Raw genomic sequence first — 18,451 nt, 5'->3', positions numbered from 1 at the left:
GCGGGCGCTTCCCTAGCGTCCCGCCGTGAGGGAGGTGGTCGGGGTGCCGATGCCGGGGGATCCGGGGGCGGTGGAGGCCGGGGCGTCGCAGTTGACGTCCATGGCCGAGCAGTTCACCAGCGCCGGGGAGGGCATCCGCGCGGCCGGCGGGGGCCTCGGCAGCGCCTGGACCGGTGGGGCGGCGTCGGCGGCGACCGGGCAGATCGGTGAGATCGGCAGCCGCGCGTCCATCGGGGCGGACGTGTCGCGGCTGGTGGGGCAGGCGCTGACCGCGTACGGGGCGGAGCTGCGGGCGGCGCAGGAGATGTTCGCCCGTGGCGAGGAGATGGTGCGCCAGGGGGAGGCGGAGCTGGCGACGGCGACCGCCCGGGTCGCCACGCTCGCGGCGACCCCGGCGCCGGCCGGTCAGCAGGCGGACGCGGCGATGAACGCGGCGAACGGGGCGGTCAACGCAGCGAACGCGACGATCGCCGAGGGCCGGGCCCTGATGGAGCAGGCCACTGCCCGCGAGCAGCAGGCCAACCAGGCCGCGGCGTCCCAGGTGCAGGGCGCGCAGGGCCAGTTGGCGGGGATGACGGCGCCGGTTGCCGGCGCGGCCGGTGGGGCACCGGGAGCGGTGGCGGGCGCTCCCGGTGCTCCGCTCGGAGCCCCTCCGCAGTTCGCCGCGCCACCGGCTACTGCGCCCGAGGAAGAGGCAGGCTTCTCCTGGTCCGACCTCGGGCACTCGGCGCTCGACGTCGCGGGGCTGATCCCGGGGGTCGGGGAGATCGCCGACGGGGCGAACGCGGCCTGGTACACCGCCGAGGGCGACTACCTCAACGCCGGCCTGTCGGCGGCGGCGATGATCCCGTTCGCCGGGTGGGCGGCCACCGGTGTCAAGGCCGGGCTCCGGGCCGGGGAGGCCGTCGCCGACGCCTCGCGACTCGCTCCGGAGGCCGTCGTGGCGGTGCGGACCGCGCCCACCCCGGCGCCCGGGCTCCGCATCGACGTGGCTCCACCCACGACCACCGCTCCCGCCGACGCCGTCCTCCGCGGCGAACCCGTCGACGTCGGGACCGGCCACCTGGTCCAGTCCTCCGTCGACGTCGTGCTCCCCGGCGTGCTCCCTCTCGTCCTCGAGCGCTTCCACCGGTCGTCCTACCGCTCCGGCCGCTTCTTCGGCCCGACCTGGACCTCCACCCTCGACCAGCACCTCGTCGTCACCGGGGACGAGGTCGTCCTCGCCCGCCTCGACGGCATGGCCCTCCACTTCCCGACGACGGGTGGCCCCTCCCGCGAGGACCCGCGCTGGCTGCTCGACGGGACCCGACCCGTCGTCCGGAACGGGGATCGGGCGTGGCACTTCGGCGAGCACGGCGACCAGCGGTGGCTCACCGCGGTCGTCGAGCGGGAGCACCGTGTCGAGGTCGACCGGCTCGCGGACGGGACGCCGCTGGAGGTCGTCCACAGCGGCGGCTACCGCGTGAAGGTCCTGACCGAGCGCGACCGCATCGTCGGCTACGACCTCGTCGGCGCCGGGCGCGGCGGCACCGACCGCGCGCTCGTCCGGTTCGGGTACGAGGCCGGGAACATGACGGCGGTCGTGACGTCGTCCGGGCTGCCGACGAGGTTCGGCTACGACGGGCGCGGCCGGATCACCGGGTGGGCCGACCGGGCCGGCACCTGGTTCCGCCACGAGTACGACGATGCCGACCGCGTCGTCCGCCAGGTCGGCTCCGGCGACACCATGAGCGCCACGTTCGACCACGACGGCCCCGCCGTCGCGCACACCGACTCGCTCGGCCACACCACGCGCTACGTGCACGACGACGAGGGCCGGGTCGTCCGCACGATCGACCCGCTCGGGCACGAGCGGCGCACCGAGTACGGGGGGCGTCGCAGGGTCGCGGAGACCGACGAACTCGGACGCACGACCCGCTACGGACACGACGCGATCGGCGTGCTCGACCGCATCGTCCGGCCGGACGGCTCGGAGATCGTCGAGGAGCACGACGACGCGGGCCTTCCGGTGCGGGTGCACGACGCGGACGGCGCCGTGTGGACGCACTCCTACGACGGTTCCGGACGGCGGGTCGCGACGTCCGACCCGCTCGGGGCCCGCACCCGCTACGAGTACGACGCCACGGGCCTCGTCGCCGTGGTCGACGCGCTCGGGGCCACGACGCGCGTGGAGAACGACGCCGCCGGGCTGCCGGTGGGCGTCGTCGACCCGGTCGGCGCGGTGACGCGGTGGGAGCGCGACGCGTTCGGTCGCGTGATCACGGAGACGGACCCGACGGGCCTGGTCACGCGCTGGTCGTGGACGCTCGAGGGGCGGCTCGCGACGAGGACCGCGCCCGACGGCGGGATCGAACGGCGGGTGTACGACGCCGAGGGCAACCTGACCTCGGTCACCTCGGCGACCGGTGCCGTGACCCGGTTCGAGCACACGCACTTCGACCTCGTCGCGGCGCGGATCGAGCCGGACGGGTCGCGGTTCGAGCAGTCGTGGGACTCCGAGATGCGACTCGTCGGGGTCCTCGCGCCCGACGGTTCCCGCTGGACCTACGAGTACGACCCGGCCGGTCGTCTCGTCGCCGAGACCGACTTCGACGGGCGCCGGCGGACGTTCGACGTCGACGCGGCAGGGCAGGTCCGGGCCCGCACGAACGCGCTCGGCGAGACCGTCACCTACGCCTTCACCGCGCTCGGCCAGGTGAGCGAACGGCGCGCGCGGGGGTCGCTGACGACCTACGACCACGACCCCGTCGGGCGGCTGGTCCGAGCGACGACTCCCGAGGTCGACGTGGTGCTGACGCGGGACGCGGTCGGCCGGGTGGTGGGCGAGGCGACGAACGGGCGGGCGGTCTCGTCGTCGTACGACCTCGTCGGCCGGCGGGTCGAGCGGCTGACGCCCGCCGGGCAGGCGTCGCGGTGGTCGTACGCGCCCGACTCGACGGTGCGGTCACTGCTGGCGGGCGTCGAGATCGGGTTCGACCACGACGTGGCCGGGCGCGAGACCCGTCGTCGTGCCGGGGCGGCCGTCGTCGAGCAGGAGTGGAGCGACGGCCGGATGGTCGGCCAGCGGGTCGGCGGGTCGGAGCGCGAGTACCGCTACCGCGCCGACGGAGCGCTCGCGGGGATCGGTGCGCGGGAGTTCGAGCTGGACCTGCGGGGCCGGGTGACCGGCGTCCGCGCCGACGGCTGGACCGAGCAGTACGCCTACGACCCGCTCGGCAACACCACCGGCGCCTCGTGGCCGGGTGCCGATCCGGAGGTGAGTGGCGCGCGCTCGTTCCACGGCACGGTGCTCGAGCGGGCCGGGCGGGTCAGCTACGCGCACGACGCCGAGGGACGGCTGGTCCAGCGGGTGCGCCGTCGGCTGGGGCACCGGCCGGACGTGTGGCGCTACGAGTGGGATGCGCTCGACCAGCTGGTCGGCGTGACGACGCCGGACGGTTCGCGCTGGCGGTACGTCTACGACGCCTTCGGCCGGCGCGTCTCGAAGGTCGGCCCGTCCGAGCAGGTCGACTTCACGTGGGACGGCTCGACGCTGGTCGAGGAGGTCCGCCACACCCCGGCCGGTGTCTCCTCGACGACCTGGGACCACCAGGGAATGCACCCGGTCTCGCAGCGGACCCGATGGCGCGCGGCCGGCCGGACGGAGGTCGACGAGGCGTTCTTCGCGATCGTCACCGACCTCGTCGGGGCGCCGACGGAGCTCCTGTCCGACGACGGGTCGGTCGTGGGCCAGGCACGTCGGTCGCTGTGGGGTCGAACGACGTGGAGCGGGATCTCGACGCCGCTGTTGTTCCCGGGGCAGTACCTCGACACCGAGACGGGCCTCGCCTCCAACCTCCACCGCTACTACGACCCGGACACCGCTCGGTACCTCTCCCAGGACCCCCTCGGCCTCACCCCGGCCCCCAACCCGGCGGCGTACGTGCACAACCCGCACACCTGGGCGGACCCGCTGGGGCTCAACCCCTGTGCAGGGCAGCCCCCGTCGCCGGGTGGGTCCGGGGCGTCCCCCGCGCAGCCTGGCCCCGGCGTCCAGGGTGCGGCAGCCACTCACAGCCCAGCGTTCGTCGCTCATCCGAACGGCGAAGTGGTCGTCGTGCCCAAGGGAGCTGAGGGACCTTTCCCGACCAGCAACGGAGCGGGTATGCAGTTCACAGGCGGCAGTGGTGGTCATGGTCTTCATGAGAAGATCGACTCCGTGAGGATCATGGAGCCTCACCTCAAGCCCAACAACCCCCAGCCGACGGGCTACGTCAACTACACCAGAAGCGGTCAGTCGGCGAATCCATACACCGGGAAGACGGTGGCGAAGTCTGATGCACTCTGGCACTGGAAGTTCGGTTCCGACGGAGCTCGAGCTGAGAACTTCGCGCCCTTCTCGGACCTTGACTGGCTACCCCCGCCCTCATCCTGATCCGTTGGCCTCGGATGACGTGCTTGCGGAGTGCGATATCCAGAAGTTGAACGTCGATATCGCCGCAGGATCGGCGGCGGTGGTCTTCGACCTCAAGAGCTCCCTCTACTACGACGACGTCAACGTGGGTGTGCTGACCGCCGAGGGCGTCGAATCGGCGTCGTGGTCCGGATCGCGCTCCCAGTACGCACAGCGCTTCCAAGCCTTCTACGTCGGCGCCTCAATGCTCTCCTCGACGGGCAGCGGACGATGGAGGATGTGGGTGGGAGCGATCAACGGACAAGAGTTGATCATCGAGGCTGAGACGATCGAGATGTGGTTGGGAAACGTCAAGGGCGGTGATGCCGCCCCTCCCCTCTACGACGAGGACTCGGAGGAGGAGATTCTGCGTCGCCTGTACGACTGGGACACGCTCGCGACGCCCGTGGCGTGGACGAGTACGACCCTCATCTGATGGCAGGCGAGCCTTGTCGCGGGGAATCGACGCCTCGCTTCACCTTGTCGCTGTGAATCACAACGACAAGGTGCGGTCACGCCGAAGTAGCCCGCGACAAGGCTGGCCCGACTGACTCGCCGGCAGCGAGTGGGCGTCCATCAGGCCGAGGACGTCAGCCCGGCACCGATCAGCGCCCACTCGACACGACGAGCGAGCACCTGCGGCGGTCGGGGCGGCGCTCGGACCACCGCAGGTGCTCGCTGATCAACCTCGGCGTACGTCGAACGGCAGGATCGACCCCCGCACCAGCGCCTCGGCGTCCACCGACGACAACGACGGAAAGCGGTCCAGCCGCGACACCGCCAACCCCACCGGGTCGTCCACGGCGTCCACCCGGCCCGTCAGGTACGCCCACTCGTGCTCGTCCGAGCAGTACGGCAGGACCGTCGAGAACACCGACGAGAACCGGGCCGACATCCGCTTCAACGTGTCGTTGCGCCACACCGTCGGACAGCCGGCCTGTGAGCACACCACCCCGCCGGGAGCGAGCACCGACGAACATCGCTCCAGGAACGGCGTGCCGTACAGGCGCGCGTGCTGGGCGGGGTCGTCGACCTCCACCGGCTCGTCGGGCAGGTCCACGATCACGACGTCGTACCGGTCGCCCCGCGCGGCGGCCGCGGCCAGGAACTCCCAACCGTCCTCGTAGTGCACCCGGACCGGCCCGTCGCCCGACTCGGCTGCCGCCAGCTCCGCCGCGGAGTAGCCGTACGGCAGCAGGGACGCGCACTGCCGGACGCACTCGGAGTCGATGTCGACGTGGTCCACCACCGACGCCCCCGCCGCCACCGCGAGCTGCGACACGACGCCCTCGGACGACCCCACGACCAGCACCCGGTCCAGCCGGTCGGCCAGCAGCAGGGGCGGCACGGCGAGGGCCTCGTGGTAGACGAGCTGGGTCTGCTCGGTCGACTGCCGCTCGCCGTCGCAGAACAACGAGACGCCCTGCGCGGTGCGCGCGACGATCATGTCCTGCCACGGGGTGCGGCCGCGGAACAGCACCTCGTCGATCCGCCACCGGCGCCGCATCCCGGGTGCGAGCGGCTCGTCGACCTCGCGCTGCCCGACGACGTCCGGCGCGAGACCCGCCCCCCGCGCCACGATCTGCGCGCGGACCTCGACGGCCCCGACCTCACGGCCCAGGACCTCCACGATCCGCTCGGGATCGGCGTGCTCGCCGCACGTGAAGACGTCCACGAACGCCGCGCCCGCCTCGGGATAGGCGTGGACCGAGGCATGGGACTCGGCCAGGAGTGCGAGCACCGTGGTGCCCTGCGGCTCGAACCGATGGGCCACGACGTCGAGGACAGTGGCCCCGCCGGCATCCAGCGCGGTGCGCAGGGCGCGGGTGACGGCGGCGTCGTCACCGAGCAGCGCGGGGGAGACCCCGCGCAGCTCGGCGAGCACGTGGCGTCCCGCGAACGAAGGTGCGGGGGCGGCCGGGGTCACGGCGGAGGTCGTCAATCAGGGGTCCTCTCAGGGGTAGGAGGGTTCACGAGCACGGTCGGCAACGGCGGCAGCCCGTTGAAGCCGACCGAGGCGTAGCTGGACGTGTAGGCCCCCGCGCCGAGGAACTCGACGACGTCGCCCGGAGCGAGATCGAGCGGGAGGCGGACGTCGGCCCGGCGGTACAGGACGTCGTCGCCGTCGCAGGTCGGGCCGGCCAGCACGACCGGGCCGACCGCCGCGTCCGGACGGTGCCCGGGACAGTGCAGCCGGTACACGATCATCTCGCCCTCGGTCTCGGCGAGACCCTGGTAGCGGCCGACGTCCAGGTAGACCCAGCGCCGGCCGGCCCGCTCGGTGACCAGCACGACCTCGGCGACGAGCACCCCGGCGTCGGCCACCAGCGCCCGGCCGGGTTCGGCGACCAGGTGCGGCCGCCAGTCGCCGAGCTCGGCGTCGATCGCCGCGGCGATCTCGCGCAGCCCGGGCACGGGACCGGCCGCGTGCACCGTCGGGAAGCCGCCGCCGAGGTTGAGCTCGCCGATCGGTCCGCCGAATCCCTCGGCAGCCGCCCGGCAGGCCGCGATGCCCCTCCGCCACGACGACGGGTCGGCCTGCTGCGAGCCGGGGTGGAAGCCGAGCCCGTGCGCACGCAGCCTGGCGTCCCGGGCGCGGCGCAGGAGGGTCGCGGCCTCGTCGGGCGCCACGCCGAACTTGCCCGCGAAGGGCGTCGCGGACCCGTTGTCCCCGACGGCGAGCCGCACCGTCACCGAGGCTCCGGGGGCCTCGCGGGCGAGCAGGTCGACGTCGCCGGCGGAGTCGGTGGTGAACCGGGTGACGCCCGCCGCCACGGCCGCGCGGACGTCGGACGGCTTCTTCACCGGGTTCCCCCAGCTCATCCTCCCCGGCTCGAACCCGGCCATCAGGCACGCGTCAAGCTCGCCGACGCTCGCGAGGTCGACGCTCGCCCCCAGGCCCGCCAGTAGCGAGAGCACCTCCGGGAGCGGGTTGGCCTTCACCGCATAGGCGGGCTCGACGTGAGGAAGGGAACGCTCGAAGATCCGGAAGGACTGCGCCACCACGGTGAGATCCAGCTCCAGCCGGGGGCTCTCGCTAGGCCTTCCGGACGATGCATCGTGCGAGGTCAGCGCGCCCTCGTGCGCCTGCACGGCCCGCTGTGCACCCACGTCGTCCATCGTGCCTGTAATGCCGCGCGGGCGATGTACGAAACGGCTGACGTGAGACGTATCGGACGCGTACTGTCCGAGATCTCCTGATCTGGCGGGGTCGGGAGTGGCGGGTCGGGGAGAAAGCAGGACAGGTATGCCTTCGGGCTCCCAGGGAGGATGGGAGACGGGTCGGCGGCGGGAGCAGAGGTGGCCCCGCTGGTCGGCTCGCAGCACGGCGGTCACGGGGTTGTTCGCCGTGGCCGTGACGGCGGCGGCACTCGGCGTGGGACGCACGGTCGTGGCGCCGCCCGGGCCGAGCGAGCAGGCCGCCGGAACGGCGGGGACGTCGAGCCCGCTGGCGCCGGAGAGCGCCGCGACGCGGACGTCGAGCGGTTCAGGCGAATCGTCGAGGCCGACGTCGAGCGCGCCCGCCCTGGGTGAGCCCGACACCGGCACGGGTTCCGACGACGCGCTGGCGCCGCCCCTCACCCCCATCCCGATCCCCGGGTCTCGGGTGCCCTCGAGCGCGCCCGCCCCGGCGACCAGCACCCCCTCGGGATGGGACCCGCCGCTCGCACCGATCGTGCCCGGTGGAGGTGGCGCGGCGGCACCGTCGTCGACGGACGCGCCGGCGCCGGTCACCCCGGCGCCCGCCTCACCGGCTCCACCCGTCCTGCCCGTGCCCGTCGTCCCGGAGCCCGGTGCCACGTCGGCGCCCGCCGCGCCCCGGCCCGGTGTGCTCGACCTGCCCGGGCGGGTGCTCGGAGGCCCGGAGCAGACCCCGGAGCGCGACGAGACCCGCGGCCGGACGCCCGCGACCGACCGGGACGGCGGCCGTGACCGCCCCGCGGACCGCGACGCCGGTCGCGGCGACGGCGAGGACCGCGGCGGCGGACGCGGCGGCCCCGAGGAGCGCGGGGCGGACACGCCCGGCCGCCCCGGCCCCGGCGACGCGGACGCCGAGGGGCAGGACCGTGCCCCGCGCACCGCCGCCCTCCCCGCGGTCGCGCCGGCGGGGTGGCCGATCCCGCTGCTCGGACCGAGCAGCTCGGACGCACCCTCGTCGACCGCGACCACCACGGCCGACCTCCCCGGCGAGGCCACCTCCACGGGCACCGGGTCGACCCTCACGCCGAGCCGCGGTCAGGCGACCGGGACCTCGGTGCCGGACGGCTGGCCGATCCCCACCCTCGGGTCGCCGTCCACCGACGCGCCACCCGGGTCGTCGGACGCCGTCACCACGACGACGGGTCCGGGCGCCACGGCCACCGGCAGCGCCGGGACCGACGACCCGACCGCGACGTCCGCGCCGGGCACCCGGGTGCAGGTCCCGGGCACCGGTCAGCGCTCGGCGACGACCACCGCGGCCGAGCCGGAGTCGACCCGGACCGACCCGACCACCGGCGTCACCACCACGCGCAGCCGCTCGGTCGACCCGGGCAGCGGCGCGGTGACGACACGGTCGACGAGCACCGACCCCGGCAGCCGGTCGCGCACCATCCAGACGACGACGCGGTCCGCGGACTCGTCGACCGTCGAGGTCACGACCACCCGCGAGTCGACCGACGACGAGGACCGGACGACCGGCTCGGCCCCGTCGTCGGAGTCGTCGAGATCGTCGAGTGCGAAGCCGTCCAGCTCGTCGTCGGCCAGGACTTCGTCGTCGAAGCCCTCGTCGTCGAAGCCTTCGTCGTCGAGTTCCTCCGGGTCCTCGAGCTCGAAGTCGTCCCAGCCGTCCTCGAGGTCGAGCTCGCCGTCGACGAAGCAGTCCTCCAGCTCGTCGGTGAAGTCGAGTACGTCGAAGGACTCCGACGGGTCGACGGTCCGGGAGACCACCACCTCGGACGACGAGGGCAACAGCGTCACCAAGCGCAGCGTCACGTCCTCCGACGGCGAGTCGAAGACCGTGTACAGCGCCCAGTCGTCGGACGGGCAGTCCTTCGAGTACGAGACGTCGGCGGGGTCGACCACCGACACGAGTGGCACCGAGAGCTGGTGGTCGCGCCTCTGGTCGTGGTGAGCCGGGATCGGGTACAGGGCCGGGATGCCGCTGCCGCCTCCCGGACCCGACACCCACGTCCTCGTGACCGGAGCGTCCTCCGGGATCGGCGCCGAGATCGCCCGCGCGCTCGCGGTGCGCGGCTACCCGACGCAGCTCGTCGCCCGTCGGGAGGAGGCGCTCACCGATCTCTCCGCCGAGCTCGCGGCGACCTCCGGGCTCGCCTCCGAGGTGCATGCGGCCGACCTCGGTGACGACGCCGGGCGGGAGGCGGTCCGCGACCTGCTGCTCCACGACGAGCGCCTCGTCGGGTTGGTGAACGCGGCGGGCTACGGGGTCACGGGTCGCGTCGCCACCCTCGCGCGGCGCGCCGAGGACCGGGCGGCGCTCGACGGCCTGGTCCGGCTGAACGTCCTCGCCCTGCACGACCTCACGGTCGCCGCCGTCGGCGCGTTCGCCGGCCGGTCCCGATCGACCCGGCGGAGCGGCGCGATCCTCAACGTCTCGTCGATCACCGCGTTCCAGCCGCTGCCGGGCGTCGCCAGCTACGCGGCGAGCAAGGCGTTCGTGCAGTCGTTCTCCGAGGCGGTGCACGCGGAGCTCGCCGGGACCGGGGTCACGCTGACGACGCTCAGCCCCGGCCTCACCCGCACGGGCTTCGCCGACGCCGCGGACACCGACGCCTTCGACCGGGCGCCCGACCTCGTCGTCGGGGAGGCGGCCGACGTCGCCGAGGCCGGCGTCGCGGCCATGGCCGCCGGCCACCGCAGCGTCGTGCCGGGTCTGGTGAACCAGCTCAGCGCGGCCGGAGGTCGGCTCGCCCCGCGCACCCTGCTGCTGCCGGTGCTGAACACGGCGATGGACTGGTTCGGCTGAGATCATCGTCGGCGTGACCGTCACCCCGGCCGACCTGCACGCCCGCGGCGAGGAGTTCGCCGAGTTCTGGCGCGAACGCCACCTCTGCGTGATCACCACGCTGCGCCGCGACGGGAGCCCGCACGTCGTCCCGGTCGGCTGCACGCTCGACCTCGACACCGCGATCGCCCGCGTCATCACCTCCGGCCCCAGCGCCAAGGCCCGGCACGTGCGCGCGGCCGGCGAGGCCGGGGCACGGGTCGCCGTCACCCAGGTCGACCGCGCGCGGTGGTCCACTCTCGAGGGCCTCGCAGTCGTCCGCGACTCCCCGGAGGAGGTCGCCGACGCCGAGGCCCGGTACGCCGCGCGCTACCGCACCCCGCGCGAGAACCCGCGCCGCGTGGTCCTGGAGATCACGCTGACGCGGGTCCTCGGCTCGCGCTGACGCATCGCTCGTGATCAACAGTCCCTGGCGCGGCTCGGGGTGGGTCCGGGAGCCCCGTGGGGGACCGTTGATCACGACGGGGGTCACGACGACGGGTGGGTCAGGTCGTACACGACCGTCCCACCCACGGTGGTCGCCGTGTAGTGCTGCTTCACCCAGGCCGTGATCTGCACCGTGGCGTCGGAGCCGCCGGTGTCGGGGACCGAGGTGAGGCCCTCGCCGAGGAAGTAGTGCACCTGCCCGGAGGCGACGAGGGCCTGGAACGCGGTGAGGGTGGGGGAGGGGTCGGTGCCGTTGAAGCCGCCGAGCGGCATCACGGGGGCACCGCTCGCGAGCTGGTAGCCGGCGGCGGGCATCGAGCCGACGGTCGCCGCGACCCACGTGTAGCCCGCCGACCCCGCCTGCAGGAACGAGGTCAGCGCCGCCGACGGCTCCGACACCCGCAGCAGGGCCATCGCGCCACCCGGCCCACCGCGCCGGGCCCCGCCGTCGCTTCCCGACGCCGCCGGTGGCCCGTTCCTGTCACCGGACGTCAGCGATGGGCCACCGCTGCCACCCGGACCCGGTCCACGATCCGACCCGTCCGGCCCACCCCGGCCACCCGGACCGCCACCGCCGAAACCGGACGACGGACCCGCCGTCGGGATGATCTCGGTGTGGGCGGTGGCGGCGGTGATCCCGGCGTAGGCGGCGGGGGCGCCGAGGCCGGCGACGAGGCCGGTCACCAGCACACCCAAGGTCAGGGCACGTCGACCGACCCGGCCCGCCAGCACGATCGCGATCGCCGCCACCACGCCCGCGACCGGCACGACCACCCGCAGCCACGGCAGGAACGTGGGCGTCTCGCGCAGCAGGTACCAGGCCCAGCCCGCGGTCACGAGCACCGCGACCGCGAGGATCCACCGCGCGCGGACCCGCCACGCCTCGACGGCACCCACGGCGGCCAGCGCCGCGATCCACGGTGCCAGCGCGACGGCGTAGTACGGGTGGATGATCCCGGCCGCGAGGCTGAACACCACCCCCGTGACCAGCAGCGACCCGCCCCAGAGGAGGACCGCGGCGCGTCGCCGGTCGGTCCGCGCGGACCGGCCGACCCACACCAGCAGCGCGACCCCGAGCACCAGCGCCAGCGGCAGCAGCCACGACACCTGGTTCGCCATCGAGCCGGTGAACAGGGCCGACCACGAGTCCGTGGAGGTGGCGCCACCACCACGACCCCCGCCGAAGCCGCCGCCTCCCGGCGGCATCCCACCGCCGGCGGGCATCCCCCCGCCACCGCCACCCAGCTGCCCGGTCTCGTCCCCGGTCAGCCGCCCGACGCCGTTGTAGCCGAAGGCCAGCGACAGCACGCTGTCGTCCTGCGACCCCCCGACGTAGGGCCGCGACGCAGCCGGCCAGAGCTCCACGACCGCGACCCACCAGCCGGCCGAGACCAGCAGCGCCGCGCCCGCGGGCAGCAACGCCAGGAACCGCCGGCGGGCCGTACCCGGCCCCGCGACGAGGTGCACCGCGGCGAAGGCGGGCAGCACGAGGAAGGCCTGCAACGACTTCGTCAGGAAGCCCGTCCCGACGCACGCGGCCGCGAGCACCAGCCACCCGGTCGAGGCGCGCAGCGAGACCGCGTCGACCGAGCGCACCATCGCCCACGCCGCGACGACGAGCAGCAGGCACAGCAGGGAATCCGGGTTGTCGAAGCGGAACATCAGCGTCGCGACCGGGGTCAGCGCGAACGCGAGTCCCGCCAGCAGCCCGGCGACCGGGCCCGACCACCGGCGCACGGCCGCCGTCAGGAACCCGACCGCGCCGACCCCCATGAGGGCCTGCGGGACCAGCAATGACCACGACGAGAGTCCGAACAGCCGCACCGACAGGCCCAGCACCCACAGCGACGCCGGCGGTTTGTCCACCATGATCGACGCGGGCGCGTCCGAGGCGCCGAAGAACCACGCCGTCCAGCTCTGCGACCCGGCCTGCGCGGCGGCGGCGTAGAAGGCGTTCCCCCAGCCGCTGGCCGGGAGCCCCACAAGGTAGAGCGCCGCGGTGCCGAGCAGGAGCGCCGTCAGGAGGTACGGGTACCACCGTCCGCCACGCCCCTCGGGTGAACGAACGGCACTCTCGCTGCCTCTACGCGCGCGAGAGTGCCGTTCGTTCCGATCAGCGAGCAGGCTCATGACGACGAGCGTGCGCCGCCGCGTTGATCAGGGCGTGGGCCCGACCTGTGCGCCCGCTGTGCGGCTCAGGTCTGCAGGGGCGCGAGCTCCGCGGCGAACCCGTCGAGGAACTCGTCCCACGACCGCGGCGCCACCGCCGGACGCACGACGAACTTCGTGATGCCGCCCTCGACGAACTCCCCGACGAGCCGGCGGGCCTCGGTCCAGTCGGCGGCCACCAGGCGCGAGGGGTCCTCGGCGTCCGGGCGGCGGTGGGCCGAGGAGGAGCGGGCGCGCGAGAGGTCGTCGGCGGAGGCGCCATCGGGGAGGACCAGCAGGTTCGTGCCGTAGTGGTCGTCCTCGACCTGCCGGCCCGCGGCGTCCGCGGCCTCGGCGATCGTCCGTCGGGCCGCTGCGGCCTCGGTGGGCGTGACGAAGGAGGCCAGCCAACCGTCGGCGAGGCGCCCCACGCGCTGCAGCGCGGCGGGCACGAGACCACCGAGCCAGAGGTCCAGCGGCTTGACCGGCCGCGGCTCGACGACGGCCTCGTCCAGGTCGAAGAACCGCCCGTGGTGCGTCACGACGGGCTCGCTCAGCAGGCGCCGCACCACCGTGAGCGCCTCCTCGAAGACCGCGGCGCGGCCGCCGTCGACGGGGTACATCGTCCGCTCGGCAGGGGTCGCGGGTTGCAGCCCGAACACCGGGAGGATGCGCCGCGGGGCGAGGGAGGCGAGCGAGGCCAGCTGGTGTGCCACGACCGCCGGGTTGCGGCCGGGCAGCACGACGACGCCGGTGCCGAGCTTGAGGTGCTCGGTGCGGCCCGCGGCCCACCCCAGGGCGATCAGCGGCTCGACGGCGGGTGCGGCGATCCGGTCGGGGAACCACACCGAGTCGATGCCGCGGCGCTCGCAGCCGTCGACCAGCTCGAGGGTCGCCGCCGCCGGGTCGTCCCGCGACGGACCGGCACCGATGCCGAGTCGGACGCTCATGCGTGCACCCCCAGGTCGGCGGGGACGAGGCCCGCGGTCCGACCGAACTCGTCGAACAGCCGCCACGATCGCACCCGCGAGGACTCGGCGCGCTCCGCGACCTCGGCCCGCAGGGCGTCGGTGGAGATGCCGAGGTCCGGGAAGGACGCCTCGAGCGCGGTGCCCGCCCACCGGCCGGCCCAGATCTCGAACTCCGCCGGGGTGATCTCGGGGTGGAACTGCACGCCGACGTTCGCGCCCTGCCGGAAGGCCTGGTCGCACCGCTCGGAGCGCGCCAGCACCTCGGAGGTCGGCGGGGCGGTGAAGGAGTCGAAGTGGAACTCCATCCACGGGCCGTCGTCGATCGCGTCGCAGAACGAGGTGATCGTGCGGAAACCGTTCTCGTTCCGCCCGTCGGCGGGGTTCGCGCTGCCGCCCAGCACCCGGGCGAGCAGTTGCCCGCCGAAGCAGATCCCGAGGATCGGCGTGCCGGCGTCGAGGGCACGCTGCAGGTAGGCGATCTCGTCGGCCAGCCACGGCACCGCGTCGTTCCAGGCGCCCTCGACGGAGCCCAGCACCGCGATCGCGTCGACCTCCGTCGGCGCGGGCAGCTCGGTGCCCGCCACGGCGGGGATCAGCGTGACGCCGCGGTCACGGGCCCACGACGCGAGGGTGCCGGCCTGGACCTGCACCGTCTCGGGCGTCGTGTCGTGGCCGATCACCAGCAGCGTGGGGGAATCCATGCCGGGTGCAACGCGCGCGACGACGATGACCATCCTGGGACGGTGCCGAAACCGTGCGCCTTCTGCGCGATCGTCGCGGGCGACGCGCCCGCCCACGAGGTCCACCGCGACGCGGCGACCGTCGCGTTCCTCGACGTCAAGCCGGTGTTCCCGGGCCACGTCCTGCTCGTGCCGCGGAAGCACGTGACGACTCTCGCCGACCTCCCGGCCGACCAGGTCCCCGGATTCTTCGCCCTCGCCCAGCGCCTGGAGCGTGCGGTCGAGACGACGATGGAGTCGACCGGGTCGCTGGTGCTGATCAACAACGTCGTCAGTCAGTCCGTGCCGCACCTGCACCTGCACGTCATCCCGCGCCGGCCCAAGGACGGCCTGCGCTTCTTCCTCGGGCCCCGTCACCCCTACCCGTCCCCGGACGAGGCGGAGTCGGTCGCTCAGCGCATCGGCGCGGCGTTGCGGAGCGATCATGTCGAGACGCCGGACTGAGCTGCCCAGCGCAGCAGCTGGAGCTGCGAACGGCGTCCCGTGTGGGTCCGAACGGAGCTGAACGGTCCGTGCGACGCGCTCAGCGGTCTCAGGTTGTGCGTCCGATCGAGTGGTTTGATCGCTTCATCACGGGTTGTGCTGCGATAGTCACGGTGCGCGGACGGGGCGGCCGGCGAGAAACGTCGATCACCCTCCGCGACGCCCGACGACGCCGACGAACGCCATCTGTGGAGGTTGAGATGACGGTCCTGACGTGGGTCGCCGTTCTCGTCGGAGCGTGGTGCGCCGTCTCGGTCGTGGCGGCCCTCGGGCTGGGCGCGCTGCTGCGCCGGGGCTCCGCGGTGGACGACGACCTCGCCGAGCAGGGCCGGGTGACGAGCCGCAGCGCCCTCGCGATGTGGCTCGCCGAGCTCCCGCACGTGCCGGACACCCCCGCCGAGCTCGTCGACGACCTGCCGGCGCCGCGGCGGCCCCGCGACGTGGACTCCGGGATGAACGAGGTCCCCTCCGCGCGCTGAGCCGGGCCCGACCCGACGTCGGGAAGACCTCAGCCGATCCCGACGGCGTGGCGGACGGACCGGAGCACCCGGCTCGCCCGCTCGCGGGCGATCTCGCCGCCCTTCGCCAGCGCGTCGTCGAGCTCGCTGCCCGGCTCCATCAACGCCTCGTAGCGCTCGCGCATCGGCGCCAGCCGCTCCTCGAGGACGTCAGCGAGCTGGTTCTTCAGGTCGCCCCAGCCGACGCCGCCCGCCTCGAGCCGCGCCCGGGTGTCCGCGACCACGTCGTCCGACGCGAACTGCGCGAGGATCTGGAAGACCGCCGAGGAGTCCGGGTCCTTCGGGGCCTCGACCGGCGTCGAGTCGGTCGGGATCCGCCGCACCAGCTTGCGCAGCTTCGAGGCGGGCAGGAACAGCGGGATGTAGTTGTCGTAGGACTTCGACATCTTGCGGCCGTCGAGCCCCGGCAGCGTGTGCCCCGTCGTCTCCGGCGGGATCACGGCCTCGGGTACGACGAAGCGGTAGCGCGAGCCGTAGAGGTGGTTGAAGCTCCCGGCGATGTCGGCGGCGATCTCGACGTGCTGGGCCTGGTCGCGCCCGACCGGCACGGCGTGCGCCTCCATGATCAGGATGTCGACCGCCATGAGGATGGGGTAGTTGTAGAGCCCCATGTTGATCCCGGCGTCGGGGTCCTCGCCCGCCGCGACGTTCGCGTCGCGCGCGGCCTTGTAGGCGTGCGCCCGGTTCATCAGGCCCTTGCCGGTGATGCACGAGAGGACCCAGGTCAGCTCGAACGTCTCCGGGACGTCGGACTGCCGGTAGAACACCGTGCGCTGCGGGTCGAGGCCGGCGGCGAGCCAGGTGGCGGCGACCGAGCGGGTCCACTGCGCGAGCAGCTCGGGGTCCCGGGCGGTGGTCAGGGCGTGGTAGTCGGCGATGAAGTACAGCGACTCGTAGTCGCCCGCGGCCATCTCGATCGCCGGCTCGATCGCGCCGATCAGGTTGCCGAGATGGGGCTCACCGGTCGGCTTGATGCCGGTCAGGGAGGTCTTCCGCGTCGCCTGCGCTCCGTCTCCTGCACTGCTCACGGTGATCGAGCCTATCCCTCGGGCGCACTACAGTTCCGCGCGTGGAGCTGCTCGCGGACATGTCGGCCGAGGACCGTCGCCAGGTGCTCGCGAGCGGCCGTCGGCGCCGGTTCTCGCCGCGGGAGGTCGTGTTCCACGAGGGCGACCCGGCGGACACGTTCCTGCTCATCGACTCCGGTCGGGTCGCCGTGCGCGCCGCGACCCCGATGGGCGACACGGTGACGTTCGCGGTGGTCGGACCGGGGGAGACGGTCGGCGAGCTCGCGCTGATCGACTCCGGCGCCCGCCGCTCGGCGTCGGTGATGGCGCTCGAGGCCACGGAGGCCTGGTCGTTCTCCGCGGAGACCTTCCACCGGCTGCGGCGGACGAACGCGGGCGCCGACGCCTTCGTGCTGCAGACCCTCGCGGGCCAGGTGCGCCGGCTGTCGGGGCTGCTCGTCGAGGCGCTGCACCTCCCCGTCGAGACACGCGTGCTGCGCCGGCTCACCGACCTGGAGCGGCAGTACCGGGGCGGGTCGTCCCCGACGTTGATCCCCCTGACCCAGGAGGAGCTCGCCTCGTTGGCGGGCGCGAGCCGCGCGACCGTGAACAAGGTGCTGCGTACCGTCGCGGCGGACGGCCTGCTCGAGCTGCGCCGGGGCCGCGTCGTCGTCCTCGACCCGGCGGGGCTGGAGCGAGCGGGTTCCTGACGGCGGGTGGTGCCGTTGCGTGCTGGCAGGAGAGCGTCGTTGCTGTCATCCAGTGGCAGTGACGCCGCTTCGTCAGCTCGCCTCGTGCAGCGGCGCGTGCCGACGGCGGGCCCGCCACTCGCTGCGGTGCGCCAGCATCACCGCGCCCGGGCGCATCCGGCCGAACTCCTTCTGGATCGCGCTGATCCGGTCGAGCACGGGACCACGGGCACCGGTGCCGGCCGACGTGGCGTACGGGCGGGTGGTGGCGAGGTGGCCGACGCCGGCGCGGACCAGCGCGGCGTCGAGGAACGCCCCCGACGGGCAGGCGGCACCGGGGACGACCAGCTCGATCGTCGCGACCCCGTCGCACCGTGTGGTGAGGTGCCGCGGCACGTCGGCGGCGGCCGGGACCGTCAGCGCGACGGGTCCGTGGGCGAGGCGCTCGTCGAGGGCGGCCAGGAACTCCGCGGGGGAGGGGTGCAGCGCCTCGACGTCGACCAGGTCCAGCACACGCGACCGCGTCGTGATCAGGGCGGGCCGCCACGACGCCGGGCGGCCCAGGCCGCGGCGCACCGCGTCCACCACCTCGGCGTCCGGGTGGAACGTCAGCGCGTAGCCGGCGCCGGAGCCGTGGAAGACCGGCGTGCCGAAGGCGAGGGCGGTCGCGGCGAGCGAGTGGTCCGCGGCGTCGGCCAGCGAGAGTCGGTGGGTGGACCAGTCGGTGCGCCAGAAACGGTCCAGCTCGGCGCGCTCGCCGGCCGACAGCCGCCGCCCGAACACGGCCTCGGCCAGGGCGTGCGCGTCCATCGGGTGCTCCTGCGGGGGGCGGGGGGCGGAGCGCGCCGGACGGGGGGTCGTCATGAGGCCGGTGAGGTGGGTCGGGTCGGTGGTGACGGGCATCGCCGGGGGCCTCCTCGGATGGGGCGGTCGCGCTGGGGAGAACCCTGCCCCGCCGCGGCCCGCCCGTCCGTCCACCGCCCGACCCCCGGTGTGTCAGCGATGTGACACAAGGTCAGGTGAGCACTTG

At 74.1% G+C, this 18,451-nt stretch carries 16 protein-coding genes; 7 read left to right on the top strand and 9 right to left on the bottom strand.

Going from position 1 to position 18,451, the window contains the following annotated elements; translation table 11 throughout:
• Positions 1-25: 25 nt before the first annotated feature.
• Both QRT03_RS30030 and QRT03_RS30025 read left to right on the top strand, forming a co-directional pair.
• Positions 26-4,414 carry an RHS repeat-associated core domain-containing protein gene (locus QRT03_RS30030; RefSeq protein WP_286056851.1) on the top strand — a complete coding sequence of 1,463 codons (4,389 nt, stop codon included), beginning with the start codon at positions 26-28 and terminating at the stop codon, positions 4,412-4,414.
• A 4-nt stretch (positions 4,415-4,418) separates the two neighbouring features.
• Positions 4,419-4,868 carry a hypothetical protein gene (locus QRT03_RS30025; protein WP_286056850.1) on the top strand — a complete coding sequence of 150 codons (450 nt, stop codon included), beginning with the start codon at positions 4,419-4,421 and terminating at the stop codon, positions 4,866-4,868.
• 246 nt (positions 4,869-5,114) lie between these two features.
• Here the strand turns inward: QRT03_RS30025 and speD are convergent, their stop codons facing one another.
• The 4 genes from speD to QRT03_RS30000 form a co-directional block, all read right to left on the bottom strand.
• Positions 5,115-6,374, bottom strand: a complete 1,260-nt coding sequence (gene speD, locus QRT03_RS30020; protein WP_345783317.1) for an adenosylmethionine decarboxylase — start codon at positions 6,372-6,374, stop codon at positions 5,115-5,117.
• The gene (locus tag QRT03_RS30010; protein WP_286056849.1) at positions 6,371-7,543 is read right to left on the bottom strand and encodes a type III PLP-dependent enzyme; all 1,173 of its coding nucleotides are present in this window, start codon (positions 7,541-7,543) and stop codon (positions 6,371-6,373) included. Before QRT03_RS30010 ends, speD begins: the two co-directional genes overlap by 4 nt.
• A gap of 1,125 nt (positions 7,544-8,668) precedes the next feature.
• Positions 8,669-8,863, bottom strand: a complete 195-nt coding sequence (locus tag QRT03_RS30005) for a hypothetical protein (protein WP_286056848.1) — start codon at positions 8,861-8,863, stop codon at positions 8,669-8,671.
• Positions 8,864-8,866: 3 nt separating this feature from the next.
• The gene (locus QRT03_RS30000) at positions 8,867-9,598 is read right to left on the bottom strand and encodes a hypothetical protein (protein ID WP_286056847.1); all 732 of its coding nucleotides are present in this window, start codon (positions 9,596-9,598) and stop codon (positions 8,867-8,869) included.
• 10 nt (positions 9,599-9,608) lie between these two features.
• Here QRT03_RS30000 and QRT03_RS29995 point away from each other — a divergent pair, with 10 nt between their 5' ends.
• Positions 9,609-10,400: an SDR family NAD(P)-dependent oxidoreductase gene (locus QRT03_RS29995; RefSeq protein ID WP_286056846.1), complete on the top strand. Its 792-nt coding sequence runs from the start codon at positions 9,609-9,611 to the stop codon at positions 10,398-10,400.
• 13 nt (positions 10,401-10,413) lie between these two features.
• Positions 10,414-10,824 (top strand): TIGR03618 family F420-dependent PPOX class oxidoreductase, encoded by a 411-nt coding sequence (locus QRT03_RS29990; RefSeq protein ID WP_286056845.1) that lies wholly within the window; start codon positions 10,414-10,416, stop codon positions 10,822-10,824.
• Positions 10,825-10,907: 83 nt separating this feature from the next.
• Here QRT03_RS29990 and QRT03_RS29985 read toward each other — a convergent pair whose 3' ends face one another.
• The 3 genes from QRT03_RS29985 to QRT03_RS29975 all read right to left on the bottom strand — a co-directional run bounded on the left by QRT03_RS29985 (position 10,908) and on the right by QRT03_RS29975 (position 14,718).
• Positions 10,908-12,995, bottom strand: a complete 2,088-nt coding sequence (locus QRT03_RS29985) for an ArnT family glycosyltransferase (RefSeq protein ID WP_286056844.1) — start codon at positions 12,993-12,995, stop codon at positions 10,908-10,910.
• 65 nt (positions 12,996-13,060) lie between these two features.
• Positions 13,061-13,963 (bottom strand): TIGR03854 family LLM class F420-dependent oxidoreductase, encoded by a 903-nt coding sequence (locus QRT03_RS29980; protein ID WP_286056843.1) that lies wholly within the window; start codon positions 13,961-13,963, stop codon positions 13,061-13,063.
• A complete protein-coding gene (locus QRT03_RS29975; RefSeq protein ID WP_286056842.1) occupies positions 13,960-14,718 on the bottom strand; it encodes a type 1 glutamine amidotransferase in 759 nt (252 codons plus the stop codon). The genes QRT03_RS29980 and QRT03_RS29975 overlap by 4 nt, the downstream gene beginning before the upstream one ends.
• 9 nt (positions 14,719-14,727) lie before the next feature.
• Between QRT03_RS29975 and QRT03_RS29970 the strand changes: the two genes are divergently transcribed.
• Together QRT03_RS29970 and QRT03_RS29965 are read left to right on the top strand one after the other, a co-directional pair.
• Positions 14,728-15,168, top strand: coding sequence for an HIT family protein (locus QRT03_RS29970; protein ID WP_286056841.1), 441 nt, complete (start codon positions 14,728-14,730; stop codon positions 15,166-15,168).
• A 239-nt stretch (positions 15,169-15,407) separates the two neighbouring features.
• Positions 15,408-15,686, top strand: a complete 279-nt coding sequence (locus QRT03_RS29965; protein ID WP_286056840.1) for a hypothetical protein — start codon at positions 15,408-15,410, stop codon at positions 15,684-15,686.
• Positions 15,687-15,715: 29 nt separating this feature from the next.
• Here QRT03_RS29965 and QRT03_RS29960 read toward each other — a convergent pair whose 3' ends face one another.
• The gene (locus tag QRT03_RS29960; RefSeq protein ID WP_286056839.1) at positions 15,716-16,753 is read right to left on the bottom strand and encodes a tryptophan--tRNA ligase; all 1,038 of its coding nucleotides are present in this window, start codon (positions 16,751-16,753) and stop codon (positions 15,716-15,718) included.
• A 41-nt stretch (positions 16,754-16,794) separates the two neighbouring features.
• On the opposite strand from QRT03_RS29960, the gene QRT03_RS29955 reads away from it, so the two are divergent.
• The gene (locus tag QRT03_RS29955; RefSeq protein ID WP_286056838.1) at positions 16,795-17,442 is read left to right on the top strand and encodes a Crp/Fnr family transcriptional regulator; all 648 of its coding nucleotides are present in this window, start codon (positions 16,795-16,797) and stop codon (positions 17,440-17,442) included.
• A gap of 72 nt (positions 17,443-17,514) precedes the next feature.
• Here the strand turns inward: QRT03_RS29955 and QRT03_RS29950 are convergent, their stop codons facing one another.
• On the bottom strand, positions 17,515-18,324 hold the full coding sequence (locus QRT03_RS29950) for a hypothetical protein (protein WP_286056837.1): 810 nt from the start codon (positions 18,322-18,324) through the stop codon (positions 17,515-17,517).
• Positions 18,325-18,451: the final 127 nt, after the last annotated feature.

This window comes from Actinomycetospora termitidis (assembly GCF_030286555.1).
GTDB lineage: Bacteria > Actinomycetota > Actinomycetes > Mycobacteriales > Pseudonocardiaceae > Actinomycetospora > Actinomycetospora termitidis.
Note: the sequence above shows the minus strand (reverse complement) of the source record. Positions and strands in the feature narration are given on the sequence as shown.

What these genes read in the sequence shown, in the direction of transcription:
- QRT03_RS29985 (WP_286056844.1), bottom strand. Translation starts at nt 12,995, where the DNA reads ATGAGCCTGCTCGCTGATCGGAACGAACGGCACTCTCGCGCGCGTAGA.
- QRT03_RS29980 (WP_286056843.1), bottom strand. Translation starts at nt 13,963, where the DNA reads ATGAGCGTCCGACTCGGCATCGGTGCCGGTCCGTCGCGGGACGACCCG.
- QRT03_RS29975 (WP_286056842.1), bottom strand. Translation starts at nt 14,718, where the DNA reads ATGGTCATCGTCGTCGCGCGCGTTGCACCCGGCATGGATTCCCCCACG.
- QRT03_RS29965 (WP_286056840.1), top strand. Translation starts at nt 15,408, where the DNA reads ATGACGGTCCTGACGTGGGTCGCCGTTCTCGTCGGAGCGTGGTGCGCC.
- QRT03_RS29950 (WP_286056837.1), bottom strand. Translation starts at nt 18,324, where the DNA reads ATGCCCGTCACCACCGACCCGACCCACCTCACCGGCCTCATGACGACC.